This window comes from Pseudoalteromonas sp. Z1A6 (assembly GCF_011378745.1).
In the GTDB taxonomy this organism is placed as follows: Bacteria; Pseudomonadota; Gammaproteobacteria; order Enterobacterales; family Alteromonadaceae; genus Pseudoalteromonas; species Pseudoalteromonas arctica.
In genome coordinates this window covers 1-17,266 of sequence record NZ_WTKW01000046.1, presented here as the reverse complement: position 1 = coordinate 17,266, position 17,266 = coordinate 1, and the positions used below count along the sequence as shown (strand labels likewise).

Annotated in this window: 18 protein-coding genes; 2 read left to right on the top strand and 16 right to left on the bottom strand. The window is 37.5% G+C overall.

Going from position 1 to position 17,266, the window contains the following annotated elements:
* Nucleotides 1-41: 41 nt before the first annotated feature.
* Complete coding sequence (locus tag GQR46_RS04985; protein ID WP_165740219.1) at nt 42-3,038, bottom strand: immune inhibitor A domain-containing protein; 2,997 nt, start codon at nt 3,036-3,038, stop codon at nt 42-44.
* Between the two features lie 489 nt (nt 3,039-3,527).
* Between GQR46_RS04985 and GQR46_RS04980 the strand changes: the two genes are divergently transcribed.
* Nucleotides 3,528-5,252, top strand: coding sequence for an acetolactate synthase 3 large subunit (locus GQR46_RS04980; RefSeq protein ID WP_165740217.1), 1,725 nt, complete (start codon nt 3,528-3,530; stop codon nt 5,250-5,252).
* Nucleotides 5,252-5,749, top strand: a complete 498-nt coding sequence (gene ilvN, locus GQR46_RS04975) for an acetolactate synthase small subunit (protein WP_007580691.1) — start codon at nt 5,252-5,254, stop codon at nt 5,747-5,749. The genes GQR46_RS04980 and ilvN overlap by 1 nt, the downstream gene beginning before the upstream one ends.
* Nucleotides 5,750-5,841: 92 nt before the next feature.
* Here ilvN and GQR46_RS04970 read toward each other — a convergent pair whose 3' ends face one another.
* The 15 genes from GQR46_RS04970 to GQR46_RS04900 form a co-directional block, all read right to left on the bottom strand.
* Nucleotides 5,842-6,117 carry an HU family DNA-binding protein gene (locus GQR46_RS04970; RefSeq protein WP_002962474.1) on the bottom strand — a complete coding sequence of 92 codons (276 nt, stop codon included), beginning with the start codon at nt 6,115-6,117 and terminating at the stop codon, nt 5,842-5,844.
* Nucleotides 6,118-6,327: 210 nt separating this feature from the next.
* On the bottom strand, nt 6,328-6,867 hold the full coding sequence (locus GQR46_RS04965) for a DUF3833 domain-containing protein (protein ID WP_024592211.1): 540 nt from the start codon (nt 6,865-6,867) through the stop codon (nt 6,328-6,330).
* A 1-nt stretch (nt 6,868) separates the two neighbouring features.
* Nucleotides 6,869-7,357 (bottom strand): chalcone isomerase family protein, encoded by a 489-nt coding sequence (locus GQR46_RS04960; RefSeq protein WP_165725497.1) that lies wholly within the window; start codon nt 7,355-7,357, stop codon nt 6,869-6,871.
* Between the two features lie 54 nt (nt 7,358-7,411).
* Complete coding sequence (locus GQR46_RS04955; RefSeq protein WP_165740215.1) at nt 7,412-7,912, bottom strand: DUF2878 domain-containing protein; 501 nt, start codon at nt 7,910-7,912, stop codon at nt 7,412-7,414.
* On the bottom strand, nt 7,890-9,152 hold the full coding sequence (locus GQR46_RS04950) for a cyclopropane-fatty-acyl-phospholipid synthase family protein (RefSeq protein WP_165735776.1): 1,263 nt from the start codon (nt 9,150-9,152) through the stop codon (nt 7,890-7,892). Before GQR46_RS04950 ends, GQR46_RS04955 begins: the two co-directional genes overlap by 23 nt.
* 37 nt (nt 9,153-9,189) lie before the next feature.
* A complete protein-coding gene (locus tag GQR46_RS04945; protein ID WP_165740213.1) occupies nt 9,190-9,927 on the bottom strand; it encodes a DUF1365 domain-containing protein in 738 nt (245 codons plus the stop codon).
* Nucleotides 9,920-11,176 carry an FAD-dependent oxidoreductase gene (locus GQR46_RS04940; RefSeq protein WP_165740211.1) on the bottom strand — a complete coding sequence of 419 codons (1,257 nt, stop codon included), beginning with the start codon at nt 11,174-11,176 and terminating at the stop codon, nt 9,920-9,922. The genes GQR46_RS04945 and GQR46_RS04940 overlap by 8 nt, the downstream gene beginning before the upstream one ends.
* The gene (locus GQR46_RS04935; RefSeq protein WP_165740209.1) at nt 11,173-11,883 is read right to left on the bottom strand and encodes an SDR family NAD(P)-dependent oxidoreductase; all 711 of its coding nucleotides are present in this window, start codon (nt 11,881-11,883) and stop codon (nt 11,173-11,175) included. The genes GQR46_RS04940 and GQR46_RS04935 overlap by 4 nt, the downstream gene beginning before the upstream one ends.
* 2 nt (nt 11,884-11,885) lie before the next feature.
* Complete coding sequence (locus GQR46_RS04930) at nt 11,886-12,314, bottom strand: nuclear transport factor 2 family protein (protein ID WP_024592207.1); 429 nt, start codon at nt 12,312-12,314, stop codon at nt 11,886-11,888.
* Nucleotide 12,315: 1 nt separating this feature from the next.
* Complete coding sequence (gene phrB / locus GQR46_RS04925) at nt 12,316-13,710, bottom strand: deoxyribodipyrimidine photo-lyase (RefSeq protein ID WP_165740207.1); 1,395 nt, start codon at nt 13,708-13,710, stop codon at nt 12,316-12,318.
* On the bottom strand, nt 13,710-14,663 hold the full coding sequence (locus GQR46_RS04920; RefSeq protein ID WP_165740205.1) for a DUF523 and DUF1722 domain-containing protein: 954 nt from the start codon (nt 14,661-14,663) through the stop codon (nt 13,710-13,712). Before GQR46_RS04920 ends, phrB begins: the two co-directional genes overlap by 1 nt.
* 8 nt (nt 14,664-14,671) lie before the next feature.
* Nucleotides 14,672-15,352, bottom strand: a complete 681-nt coding sequence (locus tag GQR46_RS04915; protein ID WP_165740203.1) for a ChrR family anti-sigma-E factor — start codon at nt 15,350-15,352, stop codon at nt 14,672-14,674.
* Nucleotides 15,345-15,968 (bottom strand): sigma-70 family RNA polymerase sigma factor, encoded by a 624-nt coding sequence (locus GQR46_RS04910; RefSeq protein ID WP_010552978.1) that lies wholly within the window; start codon nt 15,966-15,968, stop codon nt 15,345-15,347. Before GQR46_RS04910 ends, GQR46_RS04915 begins: the two co-directional genes overlap by 8 nt.
* A 68-nt stretch (nt 15,969-16,036) precedes the next feature.
* Complete coding sequence (locus tag GQR46_RS04905; protein WP_024591092.1) at nt 16,037-16,615, bottom strand: LON peptidase substrate-binding domain-containing protein; 579 nt, start codon at nt 16,613-16,615, stop codon at nt 16,037-16,039.
* Nucleotides 16,616-16,850: 235 nt separating this feature from the next.
* The gene (locus GQR46_RS04900; protein ID WP_165740201.1) at nt 16,851-17,123 is read right to left on the bottom strand and encodes a hypothetical protein; all 273 of its coding nucleotides are present in this window, start codon (nt 17,121-17,123) and stop codon (nt 16,851-16,853) included.
* Between the last annotated feature and the right edge of the window lie 143 nt (nt 17,124-17,266).

Genomic DNA, 17,266 nt, shown 5'->3' with positions numbered 1-17,266 from the left:
ATTTAAATAGCCCGCTAATTTAGCGGGCTTTTTTTTATTTGCTAGCTGCGCTTTATCCTAGGTAAGCATAAAAGTAATAACACTAATAAACCTGCCAATGATCCGCCACTTGAACCCGAACTACTTTGTTGCTTTTGTACTGTAAGAGATAACTCTTTAGCAAAAGTATCATTTGTTTGAGTATCAGTAACATTCAACGTTACACTAAATGCCCCGTCAGTTTGATAAGTATGCCTTGGGTTTTGTAAGTTTGATACTGCACTGCCATCACCAAAATCCCAACTGTAAGTATAACTATTAAAGCCGCCGGTTACTTGCGCATTAAATTGAGCGCTTAAATCATTTACTGTAACGTTTGCGTCTATGCTAAGCGGAACAGTTGCAGTTACATCAACCGCTTTAGTTTGCTCCGTGCCTTCGTTATCTGTCACTGTAAGCGTTACTTGGTAATCACCAGAGTATAAATAATTATAAGTGAGCGATTGCGTCGTTAAAGTACTTCCATCCCCTAGCTGCCAATTATAAGTATACGGTGCGACTCCACCTGTAAACGAAGCTTGAGCTGTTAATATTTCTTGGTTTATTTCATATTCAATTTCATTTACAGATAATGGCTCAACTAATGTAACTTGAGCTATAGCTACTTGCTGTGAAGTATCATTACTTGCCATAAACTCAACGCTATAGGTGCCATAGTCTTGATATTCATGAGTAGGCGTTAACTCTGTGCTTGAGCTACCATCGTCAAAACTCCACGTGAATTTATCCGCAGGCGTGAGTGCAAAACCTTCTATATTAAAATTAACGATTAAACCTGTTTTGGTAAAATTAATACCTTTAGTAACATCGTAATTAAGCTCTACTTCTATATCTTCACTATCAGCTGACTGGCTTATAATATTAAACCCAAAGCCAACCTGTGGGAGGGCAACGCCCGATGACTGTTGCGCTGAAAAGCTATAGTCGGTTTTATCAGTAAACTCTGTAATAGCAGATAAATCATCATCACCTAATCCAGCTCGCTGTGGATATAAACTAAAAGCAGCATCACGAATTTGAATTGCTGAAGCAGCCGGAGTTTGCGTACTGCCTTTATTTATCGAGCGCTGATCAGCATCTACCACTAATGCAAAACCACTACCTGGATGCTCTGTCGTGTTGTTATCTGCTTGAGATTCATTGCTATACCACAATAATAATCCCGGTGAGTACTGCTCTGCTTGCAAACTACTATCAACGCCTGTGTATGAACGCAATTGTAAATAGTAATGTGATGGCGATGCATATGTGTAACTACCTATTTTTTCAAAGCCATTAAACTCGGTGTTAATTTGATCTTGTGCATTATTTTGCCAAATTAAAGTATCACTTTGCACAATACGCATATCATCCACAACAAAACCATAATAATGTGTGTTCGCATCTGTTATGTATTCAATTTTTAGATCAATGATTTGCCCAGCATAGGCAGATAAATCAAACTTATGAGTTAAATAGCCGTTAGGTTGCTTAGCATCACTATTAAAAAATGAATCACCTGATATATACGGACCAATGTCACCATAGTATGGGTTAATTGCTTGCGTATAATTACTAGCAATAGGCTCCCCATTTACTTTTACCTGTACTAAATCATAGTCGCGCTCAATACTGTAATAAGCAATAAAGCTTAAAGTAAGTGCCTCAGTTGTGTTTGGTAGCGTTACTGTATTAACTAAGCTGTTACTAACATTGTCGCCCGTATTTGAATAGTATTGAAAATCGCCTTCTACTGGCGTTTTAAATTTTTCGAGTCGAGATGGCAGTGTTATTTTTATTTGGCTTTGTAGTTGTGAAGTACTCGCAGTATTAATTAATGTTTGCTGTGCGTTAGCATCTATCTCATCCATATCAAGCGTGAGCTGATTAACCCAATTACCCTGGTATCGATTTTGTAAATATTCAAGCGCATAAGGGCTAAACATAACAGGCTCTGAGCCTCGTGGAGAACCTGCCCAACTTCCTGTCGACATAACTGACCAAGACGCGACAGGCTCACCTACCGTGTTAGATTGTAAGTCGTATTCATCTAATAATCCCAAGTCATGCCCAAACTCATGTACCACCACGCCAATCCCAGCATCAATTGGATTAATTGTATAACCAAAGAGCTTTATATTGCTGCCTGCAATCTCGCTCGGCCCGCTACTTTCATCAAATACATAGTAGCGGTGCGACCAAATAGCGTCGGTGCTTAGGTAGCCACCACCCGCTTCCTCGCCAATACTTGAATGAAAAATCATTACATGGTCAATAATGCCATTGGGTTCGTTAATAATTCCATCGCCATCAATATCATCTAAATCGGTTAAATCATAATCGGCTAAATTAATATTAAATTGTGCAACGGCTTTTTCTACCGCTTCTTTGACTAAAGCGGGCGCATTTTTATCACGCGTACTGCCTTGGCGTTCACCATATGTTTTTGCATTACTATCAGCGGTTACCCAGCCATATACTTGCCCGTTAAAGTTTAAGCTATTACCAGACGCTGCTTTATAATAATCTGCAGCCGTTGATAAGCTTTGTCCATCAGGGCCCGCATAACCTTGAGTATTAAAAAGCATTTGCTGATAGTGTTCAGTTGAATAATCAGCGTAAAACATGTCGGTGTCTTGCTGTACAAGTCGATCATCGTCATGTTTGAGGTCAGGAAAATCAATTAAGATAGCTAACACTTTTACATCATTAACGCTTTGATCAGGCACTAGCGACGTTGAAAAAGCGGCTTGTTTTTTATTTGTGTTTGAAAAATCCGTAGAGGAAGATTTAAATCGCCTAAAGCCATTTTTAATTGAGTGATTGGCAACTTCTTTGTTACTCATATATGACTTAAATGAACTATCTAACTCACTAGAGGATATTTGGTCTCTTTTTTTAAGCCAATATAAAATACGTTCTTCGTTAGTTATACCAACATCATGCGGGCTTAAATTATTAGCCGCTACTATAGGGCTTAATAGCGTAGTTAAAAGCGCAATTAACGTCACTTTTTTCACTGTGTTTTCCTCAAACATAATTATGTAGTAATCATACCTAATAATAGAAATTTAAACATGCGATAAAAACATATAGTTAACATGTGCAATAAAAGTTAATGGTCTTTCACACTCTTTTATAACTAAAATCAAACACACAACCTAAAACGCATAATTTCTGCTAGTTAACTCAGTTAAATACAGTATTTCTGCAGATTTAAATTAAAAAAAGCTACAAAACGAATTTAAAATGCAAAAAACCACTTTCAAGGTTGACATAAGGGTTCAAAACCCTTAAAAATAAACCTATACAGAATTTTTAATTTAAAAGCAGTGTTTTGCTAAGTAGAGTAAAAACTATGAACACACAAATTAACCTTTTAGTCGTACTCGTACTGGTCTTAGTTATAAGCCCAGCGGGGATGTATTAAAAGGTGATACTGCTTTTTAAAAACCCTCGCACTACGCGGGGGTTTTTTTATGCATAAAAAAGCGCACAGAGGAATGAGGATGAGCAAACAAGAATATAATGGCTCTGAACTAGTAGTTCAGGCATTAAAAGAGTTAAAGGTAAAATACATATTTGGCTACCCCGGTGGTTCGGTTTTAGACTTATATGATGCACTTTTTCAGCAAGATGATATTGAGCATATATTAGTACGTCATGAACAAGCTGCCACACATATGGCTGATGGTTATGCTCGTGCTACTGGAGACGTTGGTGTTGTACTTGCAACCTCAGGCCCTGGCGCTACAAACTGTATAACGGGTATTGCAACGGCCTACATGGATTCAATTCCTATGGTTGTATTGTCAGGCCAAGTGCCTACAAGTTTAATTGGTGACGATGCATTCCAAGAAACTGATATTGTTGGCTGTTCTCGCCCTATAGTTAAACACAGCTTTAACTGTAGAAGTGCTAAAGAAATCCCAACAATCTTAGCTAAAGCCTTTTATATAGCCAGTACAGGTCGTCCTGGACCTGTTGTAGTTGAGCTTCCTAAAGATATGCTTAACCCTGCTATTAAGTTTGAATACGAATTTCCTAAAACAACAGAGCTAAGAACATACAGCCCTAATACTAAAGGGCATTCAAAACAAATTCGTAAAGCGGTAACAACTATTTTAGAAGCCAAAAAACTGGTTATCTACTCTGGCGGTGGTATTGTTATTTCAAATACGTCAGAGCAATTAACGCATTTAGTTGAGTCGTTAAATGCGCCCATTACCAATACACTAATGGGGCTTGGCGGCATATCAGGTGTACATCCAAACTTTGTAGGTATGCTAGGCATGCACGGTACGCTTGAGGCTAACAAAGCAATGGCAAACGCCGATGTGATTTTAGCGCTTGGTGCTCGTTTTGATGATCGAGTAACTAATAACGTTAAAAAGTTTTGTCCAAATGCCACAATTGTACATGTAGATGTAGATCCAACTTCAATTTCAAAAACAATCAAAGCGCACATACCGGTTGTAGGTTGCTTAGCAACAGTACTAGAACAACTACAAACGGGTATTGATAAAAGCCCAATTAAAATAGATCGAAGCGCGCAAGAAGATTGGTGGCGCCAAATTATCAGCTGGCGTGAACAAAAATGTTTAAGCTACAACACAGATGGCGACAAAATTAAGCCACAAGCCGTAATTGAAGCTGTTTATAAAGCCACTAATGGCGATGCTTACGTAAGTTCTGACGTTGGTCAGCACCAAATGTTTGCAGCGCAATATTACCCATTTAAGCATCCTCGTCAGTGGATAAATTCAGGCGGCCTAGGCACTATGGGCTTTGGCTTACCTGCTGCTATGGGCGTAAAATTAGCCTTTCCTGATAAAGAATCTGTATGTATTACGGGTGATGGCTCTATTCAAATGAATATTCAAGAGCTATCTACCTGCTTGCAGTACAACCTAGCTGTAAAAGTTGTATCACTCAATAACCGCTCTTTAGGTATGGTACGCCAATGGCAAGATATGGTTTACGGCGGTCGTCATTCATCATCTTACATGGACTCACTGCCTGATTTTGTTAAGTTAGTTGAAAGCTACGGGCATGTAGGCATACAAGTAAACACACTTGATGAGTTACAACCTGCTATCGATAAAGCTATGAGCATAAACGATCGTTTAGTCTTTTTAGATATTCTTGTAGACGAGAAAGAACATGTATACCCAATGCAAATCAAGTTAGGTGGCATTGATGAGATGTGGTTAAGTAAAGGAGTAAAAGCATAATGCGTCGTATTTTATCTATTCTATTGGAAAACGAACCAGGTGCACTGTCGCGTATTGTTGGGCTTTTTTCACAACGTGCATACAACATTGACAGCCTAACTGTTGGCACAACTGATGATCAGTCGTTATCACGTATTACCATTACCACCATGGGTGATGACAGAGTGGTTGAGCAGATCACAAAGCAAGTTAACAAATTAGTCGACGTGCTTAAAATTATCGATTTAACAGAAATGAGTCACATTGAGCGAGAGTTATTGCTTGTTAAGGTATTTGCTCAAGACGAGACGACTCGTGCAGCGGTTACCCGCGTAGTTGATGTGTTCCAGGGTGTTATTTTAGATATGGGCCGGCAAAGCTATAGCCTGCAACTAGTGAGCAGTACAGACAAAATAGAATCGTTTTTAGACACACTTCGCCATGAAACCGATATTATTGAAGTTGTACGTTCTGGTGCTGTTGGCATTGGCCGAGGCGATAAAGCCTTAAAAGCATAAATTTATAATATAAAGGCATCAATTGATGTCTTTATTAAACATAAAAAAAAAGAGCTAAATAGCTCTTTTTTTATTTTAATTCGTTAAACCTATTAAGGGTTTACTTGGTCTTTAAGACCTTTACCTGCTTTAAAGCTTGGGATAGTTGCCGCTGCGATTTGGATCTCAGCACCCGTTTGTGGGTTACGGCCAGTGCGAGCTGCACGTTCTTTTACTGAGAAAGTACCAAAACCAACTAATGCTACTGAATCACCTTCTTTTAAAGAAGAAGTTACAGCACCTGTAAACGCGTCAAGAGCACGAGTAGCAGCGGCTTTAGAGATTTCTGCATCAGTAGCAATTTTTTCAACTAATTGAGCTTTATTCATTGTTAGATTCCTATTCGTTATTATTTTGCCTTCGCAAAACCTATCTTTATGCATTTTTAAAGAGTTAGCAACAGCAAATTGCATTTTTTGCTTAAATTCTTAAAAAATGAGTAAAATTTAAATAATTCTCGGTAGAATACAGCGTGTTGGGTTAACAAAGACTTAATTTGAGTACAATTTTGGCGCAAGTTAAGCAACTGGGTAAATAAGCTATATTTTTTCGATAACTAAGGTCACTTCCCCGACCTCGACTCCAAACTTAACAATAGATGTGCGGTTTATCAAGCGCGATTGTGTAACCAGGTACATCCAATCGTCAAAATTCACTTCTAAAGTACTGCCATCGTATGGAAGCTCTACATCATAATTCCAATGAAATACGCTGCCGTCACTTTTGCCTTTTGCTGTACCTATAACATCAGCTGCTGTCCCCGTTAAACTATTGTCTTCATTTAACGTTATTTTCCAGATTCGCTTTTGGGTTTCGCCATCATCATAAATAAAGTCTTCTTCAATAACGCCCTGGTTACCGTCCCAAGTCGCATTCATATCTACGACAAGCTTTCGGGTCAATTCGCCTTTAAAGTCTTGTACAACACCATAGGCTTTCAAATTTCCGCTAAAAAACGTTTTAAAGTCGAAATTTGGCGATGTATTTTTATAATGTTCAACATTTGGTGCCGAACAGCTAATTAAAAGTAGAGCCGAGAGGCTCATAACAGCTGCTTTTAACGTGTTTAATATGTTCATATTAATTCCCTAATAATTGCTTTCGTAGTTTTGGCTCAGAGGTTTTTTCATCAAGCCAAATAGCTAAAAAGTCACTCGAAAATTGAGGTTCATCAATTTCACCCATTTTTTCATCATTATGATAAAAAGTGCTCATACCTTGCTCATTTGTCACCAATGTTAGTGAGTCACCCTTTTTTATATCAGGCCAAATAGACAACAATTTACGGTCGTATTTATCTGCCAGCCCTGCTTTTCCAAGATGTTGCCACTGCTCATTTGTTGCTTTTACTATTTCTTTAGCGTCAAAGTCACGTAAATAGGTAAGCTTAAACTTAACAGGATGTGTTCCTGCGCTGTAATTACCTGAAGGGGTAAATAGCACAGCGTCATATACATCCCAAAATAAATACTCCATTCGTGCTTCGCCTACTTTATTAAATTGTGTGTTAGCTAAAACAATTGAAGTGGTAAGCAAATAAAAAGTAACTGCCTTTAGTAAAAATTTCAAAATAAGCTCCCTTTGAGTCAATGGGTAATGTTACGAAATAGAAATTGTGGAAGATCAGCGATTGATGAATAACTTGATTTTTTGGTTTATAAAAAGAATAACAGTAAACACTGTAGACCAAAGCGCCCCGTAAACGAGCCAGAATTGCCATAAAGGTAAACCTAAACTTATTACTTCAAAGCGCGCTCCAGCCCAATAACTTGCTGGTGCAAATGCCATACATACCAAAAGAGCCTGCCAAAGCTTTAATTTACTCAAAAAAACCATTGAGGTATTTAAAGAAAGTAATAATGCAGCCCATAAAAACACGAGCCATAGAGGGAAGGGATAAACTTTAAATTCTAACAAGCCTAACTTTACCGCTATAAATTCTAACAATAGTGCTAAAGGTAGGGCTTTAATTAATAGTAAGGAGTCTTGTTTTTTCTGCTTTGACAAACAAAACATTAAAACAATAATCAAGCCACTAAAAAGTAGCGAATTGGCTTCAAGCAGCAGTGATAAAAACCACACTGCTTGAAATAAAACAAAATTAGTAACCGAGCGCAATATCATCGTTATCACTAGTAAAACGAGGTTTACGCGCCATTAAATGTACTGTACTTGTTGCTCTGGCTCTAAACGCACCTTCACAATAAGCAAAATAAAATAACCATAAACGATAAAAGCGTTCATCAAATTTAGAGCGGTCTAAATCAGGCCAGCTTTTTATAAAACGAGTTCGCCAATCTGCTAATGTTCTTGCGTAGTGAGCGCCAATATCATTAACAGTATGGATAACCATATCGGTATTATTTTTAATCTGCTCACTCATTTCGTTAAGCGATGGCAAACATCCGCCCGGAAAAATATACTGCTGAATAAAGTCAGAGTTTTTTAAGTAGTGCTTATAACGCTGATCGCCAATAGTAATTGCTTGAATAAGCATGGCGCCATCGTCTTTTAGGAGCTCACCACACTGAGTGAAAAAGCTCGGCAAATAATCATGACCAACCGCTTCTATCATTTCAATAGAAACAAGCTTGTCGTATTTACCTTTTAGTAGTCTGTAATCGAGCTTAAGTAATGTTATTTTACTTTCAAGACCAAGTTCAACTATCTTGTTAGCTACATAATCATGTTGCTCATCAGATATGGTTGTTGTTGTTACATGGCAATCGTAATGTGTGGCAGCATATATAGCAAATGCCCCCCACCCTGTACCAATTTCAATTACTGAATCATTTTTTTGAAGCTCAACTTGCTCACAAATGCGTTTAAGCTTGTATTGCTGAGCCTCTTCAAGTGTGGCTTCTTTTGTAGGATATACAGCACTTGAATAGAGCATTTCTTTACTTAAAAATGATTCGTACAAATCATTACCTAAGTCGTAATGAGCAACAATATTTTTCTTAGAACCCGATTCTGAATTTTTGTTTTTTATGTGATTAAACCGGTGTGCGATATTACTAAAAAATGCGAATTTTTTTTCAAACTCATCAAGTTGCTTTTCATTTATAGCAAATATCTCAATGAATGAAGTTAAGTTGTCACAAGACCAATGTCCCAAAATATACGCTTCGCCAGCGCCAACGCTTCCAGATAACGCAAACGCTTTATACATAGCTTTATCATTAACTGTTACTGTTGCTTTTAACGCAGACGATACATCACCAAAAACTGTACGCTCATTTCCTTCAATTAAAACAACTTGACCTGTTTCAATTGACGAAAAGGCTTTAGTCACTAATTTTTTATATATATTAGTTAACCAACTAGTGCTTTGTTCGCAATTTAAGCTCGACACTTTATCCATTAAAATACCTATTAATTGTCCTGACTACCTATGTGCTTTATGGCTTACCTGAGTGACCTAAAAAAGGCACTCGCTTTATAAACAACTTTAATGCTTGATAATAAATACCTTTGAAAATAGACCATGTCATGGCCGGAAAACGTTTAAACAACTTATTAATCTCTTCGTTAGTGAGTTCTTTACGTTTCAAGCGAAGTGTTGCATCAAATAATAACTCTTCATTTCGCTTATTTTCAATGTGTATCAATGTTTTATCAGGCGATTGTTTAACATGCCAATGATAGTTCATATCCAGATTCATAAAAGGTGATACGGAAAAAACCTTCTTAAAGTTCACTTTTTTTTCTAAAGGGACTAAATAATAATGACGTTCGTTCCATGGTGTATTACTCACTTCAGCTATCATGTACTTAAAACGGGTGTCGTTGTGGCCAAAAAAGTAAAAATTAACAGGGCTAAAATACACACCAAAACAACGAAACTGCCCTAACATGTAAATATGAGAAAAGATTTCAGTAATACCTAAATTGGCAAGTTGATCATGCGCACGCTCAATAAGAGGTCGTTTAGCAAGTTGTGAAGTGTCTTTAAGATAATCAGCTTCATTAAATTTTAACGCTTTTAAGCCTGATGTACCTATGTGCTTATGCACACCATTTAGTTGTTGAGGATTATTTAAATCTACCCACATCATATACAAAGGGTAACTAAAACGATGTTCTTTAACAGCAAAACGGCGATGTTTTACATCGCCTAAATACACTGCACTAGTCAAATTCGACCCCAAGTTGCTTGGCTACATCTACACCACTGTGTACGCCATCTTCATGAAAACCATTGTACCAATAAGCACCACAAAAATAACTATTGTTTTGTCCATCAATACTGTGTTTAAGCTTTTGAGCAGCAATTGACTCTTGGTTAAATACAGGGTGATGATAAGTAAACTCGCGCAAAATTTTACTCTGGTTTATTCCTTCAAGATGATTAAGCGTTACACAAAACTGTGTATCCGATTGTATACCTTGCAAAATATTCATTTGGTAAGTAACAACAGCTGCTTTATCAGTGTTGTTATTAAGTAGGTAGTTCCAACTTGCCCATGCCGCTTTTCTATCAGGTAAAAGGTTTGTATCGGTGTGCAGCACAACTGAGTTCTCAGTGTAAGCTATTGCACCCAATACTGACTTTTCTTGCTCAGTCGCATCACCAAGTAGTGCAAGCGCCTGATCTGAATGACAAGCAAATATTACTTTATCAAACTTACTTAATTCACCATTGGCAAACTCTATTGTTACCTCATCATTTTGACGCGTAACAGATTTAATATCTGTATTAAGTTTAATTTTATCAGCAAAGCCTCTGATCAGTGGCTTAATATACTGACGAGAGCCACCTTGTACTACATACCACTGTGGTCTGTTTGTTACATCTAAAAGGCCATGATTAAAGAAGAACTTAACAAAAAATTCAACGCCTACATTTTCCATTTCTTTAATACTGGTAGACCATATAGCCGCGCCCATCGGAAGAATATAATGGTATTTAAAAAAGTCATTAAAGTGATTGTCACTAAGCAGTTGCCCTAATGATTGATCAGACTGGTAATCATCTTTTTCATGTAGTGCTTTACACAGTTTGTTAAACCTAACAATGTCGTACAATAATCGCCAAAACTTAGGTCTAAAAATATTACGACGCTGTGCAAACAGGCTTGTAAACGTATGGCCATTGTATTCAAAGCCAGTGGCTTCGTTATGAACACTAAAGCTCATCTGCGTTGTTTGTTTATCTACACCAATACGCGATAGTAACTTTTCAAAGTATGGGTAAGTTCTGTCATTAAATACAATAAAGCCAGTATCAATTGCGTATTTTATGCCGCACACATCAACATCAACCGTTGCAGTGTGACCACCTATATAATCATTTTTTTCAAATACGGTTACATCGTAATGTTTATGAAGCAAATGCCCACATGTTAAACCAGATACACCAGTTCCTATTATTGCTATTTTTTTCAACGGACTAATCCTTTTGCGATTTTAAGCCAAATCGGGAGTGGTAAAATACGTAATGCTTTTAATATAAGTGTAAAACGGTACGGAAAGTGAACATCTTTTCGGCGCTTATGTATTCCCTTAATCATATAATCTGCGGCTTTTTCAGCGGTAACGGCCATAGGCATCGGGAAATTATTTTTATTAGTAAGCGGAGTTTTCACAAAGCCAGGGTGAACTAAAGTTACATCAACATCATCTAAATCAACAGCTAAGCTTTTTGCTAAGTAACTTACACCCGCTTTTGATGCACCATAAGCTTCTGAACGAGGTAGCGCAAGATAGGTAACACTTGAGCTGACCAAAACAAGCTGACCACCTGAATTTATTTTAGGAAGTAGCGCCTCAAGGCAATACCCCATAGAGAGTAAATTTACGTTTATTACACGTTCAAACAATGCACTATCAAAATTTCGGGCGTCATCTATATATTCACAGTTACCCGCGTTTAAAATAACACGGTCAAAATGAGGAAAGCCAACTGTCGACTCTTTAATATCTTGCAAATTAGTTGCGTCAAATTTACATGCTTGAATATTGTCGTATTTAGCAAGTTCAGCGAGCTTTTCACTATTACGGCCACAAGCTATAACAGTGTCTCCCAACTGCGCATATTTAATTGCTAACTGCTCACCAATACCAGAAGTAGCACCCGTTATAAGTGTGATCATAATTAACCTGCCCTTTTATCAATTAGCTTTATAACACTACCAAGTAAAGGAATATGTTTGTACAGCAACTCGCCCACATTAAAGTAGTCTCTGTGCTTGATAATTTTGCCATTTTCAAAAATAAGCTTGCTATGACCTTCTACCGAAATAGTTTTACCTGATGAAAGCTTTGGATGTGCATAGTGCATAGTCCAATAGATAAAAGCATTGTTGCCGCTATCAAACGAATCATTAATATCAAACTGACAGTGCTTAACATTGCTATATAAGTTAGCAAAGTACCTGCGCAATTCTACAATGCCATTAATTTCATGCATCGGGTCTATAAACTGTATGTTGTCACAGTAAATATCACTCAATAAATCAAGATTAGTGCTATCAAGCTGTTGGTATATTTCAACAAATTTATCTACTGGTAACTGGTTATCCATATCACACCTTAAATGCAGCAAGTGCACGTTCTCGTGCCGCTTTATGATCAACTATTGCTGGCCAGTAACATTCCTTACCTTTACCTATTGCGGCTAAATAAGTGTGTGGAAAATGAATGTGTTTATCTGGCACGTTTTCAAGCTCTGGCAAATACTTACGGATAAACTTGCCAGTTGGATCAAAGCGCTCGCTTTGTCTGATAGGGTTAAAAACTCTAAAGTAAGGCTGAGCATCACACCCGGTACTTGCAGCCCACTGCCAGCCACCATTATTTGAGGCTAAATCGCCATCAATTAGGTGCTGCATAAAAAAGCGCTCACCTTCGCGCCAGTCTATTAATAAATGCTTAGTTAAAAAGCTCGCAACAACCATACGTAAACGATTGTGCATCCAACCGGTTTGCTTTAGTTGTAGCATTGCAGCATCTACTAACGGGTAACCTGTACGCCCTTCACACCATGCTGTAAATTCATTTTCGCTTTTACGCCACACTACGGCGTTATACTTTTCGTTAAAGTTATCACCGCGCGAAAGCTTCGGAAATTCAGCAATTAAATGCCTGTAAAATTCGCGCCAAACAAGCTCGTTAATCCACGTAAACGTTTTACTTTTTGACGTAGTTAAAATATCAGGATAACGCTGCTGAATATTAATAAGCAGCTGTTTTGTGCTTACAATACCAAGTGCTAAATACGGGCTTAAACCTGATGTGCCTTTTACGCTGGGTATATCACGCTGATCATCGTAGCTTGTAAGTTTGTCACATATAAAGTTATCGACCACAGTAGAAAGTGTTTCGTCGTCAACCGGCCACTTATCTGAGCATCCATCACTTTTTAGTAAGTCGCTTTCATCAAATTTTATTGAATCAGAAGTTAAAGGCCATTGAGGCAAACTAAAGTGTGTATCTTGATACTGCTTTAACCATGCTCGCTTAAATGGAGTAAACACTTTATACATTTCATTACTTTGATTTTTAACCGTTCCAACAGGTGCAATTAAATCACCTTCGTACAAAGTAAAAGTAATAGAAAGCTCATCGCATTCGTGCAAAATTGCTTTATCGCGGTTTACTTCATTAAGCTCATATTCTGTATTAGCAATTACGTGTTTTACATCGTTTGATTTACAAAAATCAATAAGCTCACGCGTACAATCAGAAAAGCTAGGCGCTTCAATTACATGTAAAGTAATGCCGTAATCAGCAAGCTGAGATTGAAGATAAGTAACTCGGCGCTTGAGTAAGTCAATCTGAATAGGCGCAGCTTGGTGCTGTTGCCACTGTTTTTCAGACACAAAAAAAATGGCGTGTTTAGCGCCATTGTTTAGCGCTTGAATTAACGCTTCGTTAGAAAAAAGGCGCAAATCGCGCCTAAACCAAAATAATGTATCCATTAAATACCAAATCGTAGTTTTAAATCGTGAGGGTAAGGGTTAAAAAACACTTGTTTTTCAAGGTACTCATTCGGGTGAACCTTCAAATGATGTTTTAACAAGGTAAGTGGTACATACAATGGCACCAAACCTTCGCGGTATTCATCTATCGCATCACGAAGTTCTTGTTTTTCAACCTTCGATAAATCAGTTTTAAAGTAACCTTGTAAATGCATTAGCGTGTTGCAATTATTTCTGCGAGAAGCTGGCTTTTTAAGACCCGTCATCAAACCTAAAATATATTCATCAGCAACTGCATTTATATCGTCACCTACATAAGTCCCCAGCAAGTTACCCAAATCACGATAAGCTTGATAGTTATGAGCCATCAACAAGTACTTATACTGAGAGTGAAATTGAGTAAGCTTATGAACCGTAAGCGGCTCTTGTACTAATTTTTGCCAGTTTTTAAATACGTAAATTCTCATTACAAAGTTTTCACGTAAATGCATGTCGTTTAAACGTCCGTTTTCTTCACATGGCAATAATGGATTGTGCTTCATTATTTGCTCCGCAAAAAAACCAACGCCTTCTGAGGTATTACCTGTTCCTGCTTCATTGTATATTTTAATGCGCTCCATGCCGCAGCTTGGGCTTTTTGCACAAAATACAAACCCGCTTAATTCTTTAGCTTGTTCAGTTGCAACTTTTTTACCATATTCAGTAAGTTGTTGGCCTACTTCGCCGGTGCCATCTGGGCGGCATACTTTAATAGTATCGCCCACTTTAACTTGGCGAATAGTTGGACGAGGTATTGGTAAACCTACTGCTACCTCAGGACAAAACCGTGTGTATTCAACGTGTTTACCTAGCTCGTCCATACAAAAATTTGACTTTTTATGTCCTGTGTCAAATCTAACTTTTTCGCCTGCTAAGCAGGAGCTTATACCTATTTTTATTATATCTGTATGCATATATTCTCTTAGTAAATCAAATTACCTATTGGATTTAGTAACTTGCTGAAGCCCTTATTAAAATGTAGCGCACTACTGACAACTGTAAAGCATAAACATCCATCTTTCGTTAAAGGTGTGTGTTGATGACTACCATCTTGCCAAATAAAGTCGCCTGGTACGTAATTACCGTCTTCATCACTAAACTCACCATCTAGTAGTAAAGTAACTTCAAATCCGGTATGTGTATGCTCAGGAATTTCACCACCCGCATCAATATGTAGCAAGCTAGAACGCAGTGCTCCATCATCAAGCGAAACGCGAGATCGTGCCAGTTTACCAACTTGTGTAAATTTGCTATGAGAAATACGTGTTAAAGCACGTGGAAGTTGGTAGTCATGCTCATTCACTTTAATAGATACAGGCTCTACTTCGTAAACTTCATCGATAGAATCATCAGACATGATCATATCGAGAACGTTTAATTCAAATTCTTCAAGTAATTCAGATTGCTCAGTTTGAGGTTTCTCAAATTTGGCAGGCTCTTCACTAAATAATGCGTCCGCATTACTTGCTTCAATTTTGGCTACTTTAGCTTGGCACACAGGGCACATGTCTACATGTATAGATACGGCTAAACTTAGTGATGTAGCAAGTGATGCATCGCAATACTGTGTCAGTAAAGTTTCACTCGGGTGATGTTTAATCATGCTGATCTCCCATTTCATTACGTAATTTTTGCAAGGCCAAACGTAACCGTGATTTTACCGTGCCTACTGGAATATTAAGTTGATGTGCAAGTTGCTCTTGCGACATATCTTGAAAATAAACGCCTCTTACCACTTCGCGTTGAGCAATTGGTAATTTGTCTAAATAGCGCTTAATTTGCTTATCTTCTAAATGATCACTGTATTCGTGATGTGTATCTTGTGAGTCGTTTAGTAACGGCCAAATATCTTCGCTTATATTTTCTTCTTTATTACTTTTCATTTTACGAAGCATATCGAACGAAGCGTTACGCATAACGGTATAAACCCACGTAGTAGCAGCGCCTTTTTCACTATGATACAAATGTGCTTTACGCCAAACAGACGTTAATGTTTCTTGCACAAGCTCCATGGCTTGGGCTTCAACACCAAACTGCTTAATTCCAAAGCGTTTAATTTTTGGCGCAAAGTATTCAAATAAATATGAAAACGCTTTTTTATCGCGTGATTGCGCAACATCTATAAGCGCTTGCATGAGCTCTTTACTCGGCGTTTCTGGCATGGCAGTGTACTTACCTGTATTAGGTTCACAACGTGGTGACTGTTGTTGACTTACCATAATAATTTATCCCGTTATTGCTTTTGTATTAAGTAATACGGGCAATAATTAATTTAGGATCATAAAATTTAGGCAAATTCGTTATTAATCACAGTATGGAGGAAATTAAGTAAGTTATCAAAATTCGTTTCAAACGCAAGTTGCTGTTTTTTCTCAATAGAAACAGGTAGGAGTTCAAGCCAACGTGCTGCAATCCATGGAAGCTTGTCAAAATGAGTTTTCTTGTACAACAAATTAAGTTCCGGATTACCTTGAAACACGTTTTTAAGCGCGTCGTGTAGTAGGTAATGTTCACCAATTTGATTGTTAGAATCTTTGTACCAATACGGCGTATTACAAGGCGATACCAAGCCATGACGTAATTCGTCTTCGTCTTGATAAACATCATTAATTTGCACATTTTGCGATGCAAATACATCAATTAATAATACATCGTTATCGTCTTGGTCAAAATCAATAATATCAACAAGGCAACCTTGCGCGCTTATATTAAAAGGCGTGTCATGCTCAAAAGTACAAAGCACAAACCCTGTATTATTTTTTAATGCGGTTTTAACCATATTTAAATAGCGAGGCTCAAATATGCGTAATCGCGTATAACCTTCAGGTAACATAAAAATGGGTAATGGAAAAATCGCACGTTTCATAAAGTCTACTTATTTCAAACACTCTGCCTTTATTTACGTGCGCTTTTGCTAAGTCGATCAGCTTTATATGAATCGAATTAATTACCAGCTATATAATTGGCTAAAGATTAAACCAACCTCCCATAGCTTTAAACACTTGAACCGAGTAATAAGCGCTAATCATACTGACTACGGGTGCTAACATTAATGCAAATAATCCAAGTTCACTGCTCATCGTTTTAATCCTTTAAGTGGTTTATTTTACGTTTTTAACGCTAGCGTCAGTATTTTTAAGCGTTGTGCTATCTGTTAAAACGGGCTCATCTAATAACCCCTCTAAAACAGTTTTAGCATCAAAATAAAGCGTTTCCTTTAGTGATTTTTCAAGCTCGATTGTGGTTTGCTTAACATAGCTTGCTACACTTTGAGTTAATATATCAGTTACATCTAGGTCCACTTCTACTGCATGTACTTGCGCAGAACCTAATACTAATAAACTTGCCATAGCGATTTTAATTGAATGTTTCATAATGGTATTCCTTGTTTGTGTATTGTTTAGACGTAGTTATATACTCAAGGGTTGTGCCAACATAAAAACAAACCTTAACCAATTGTAATTAAAAAACTTTACGCGCATTACTTTAATTTAAAAAATTCATCCCTCGTTAATTT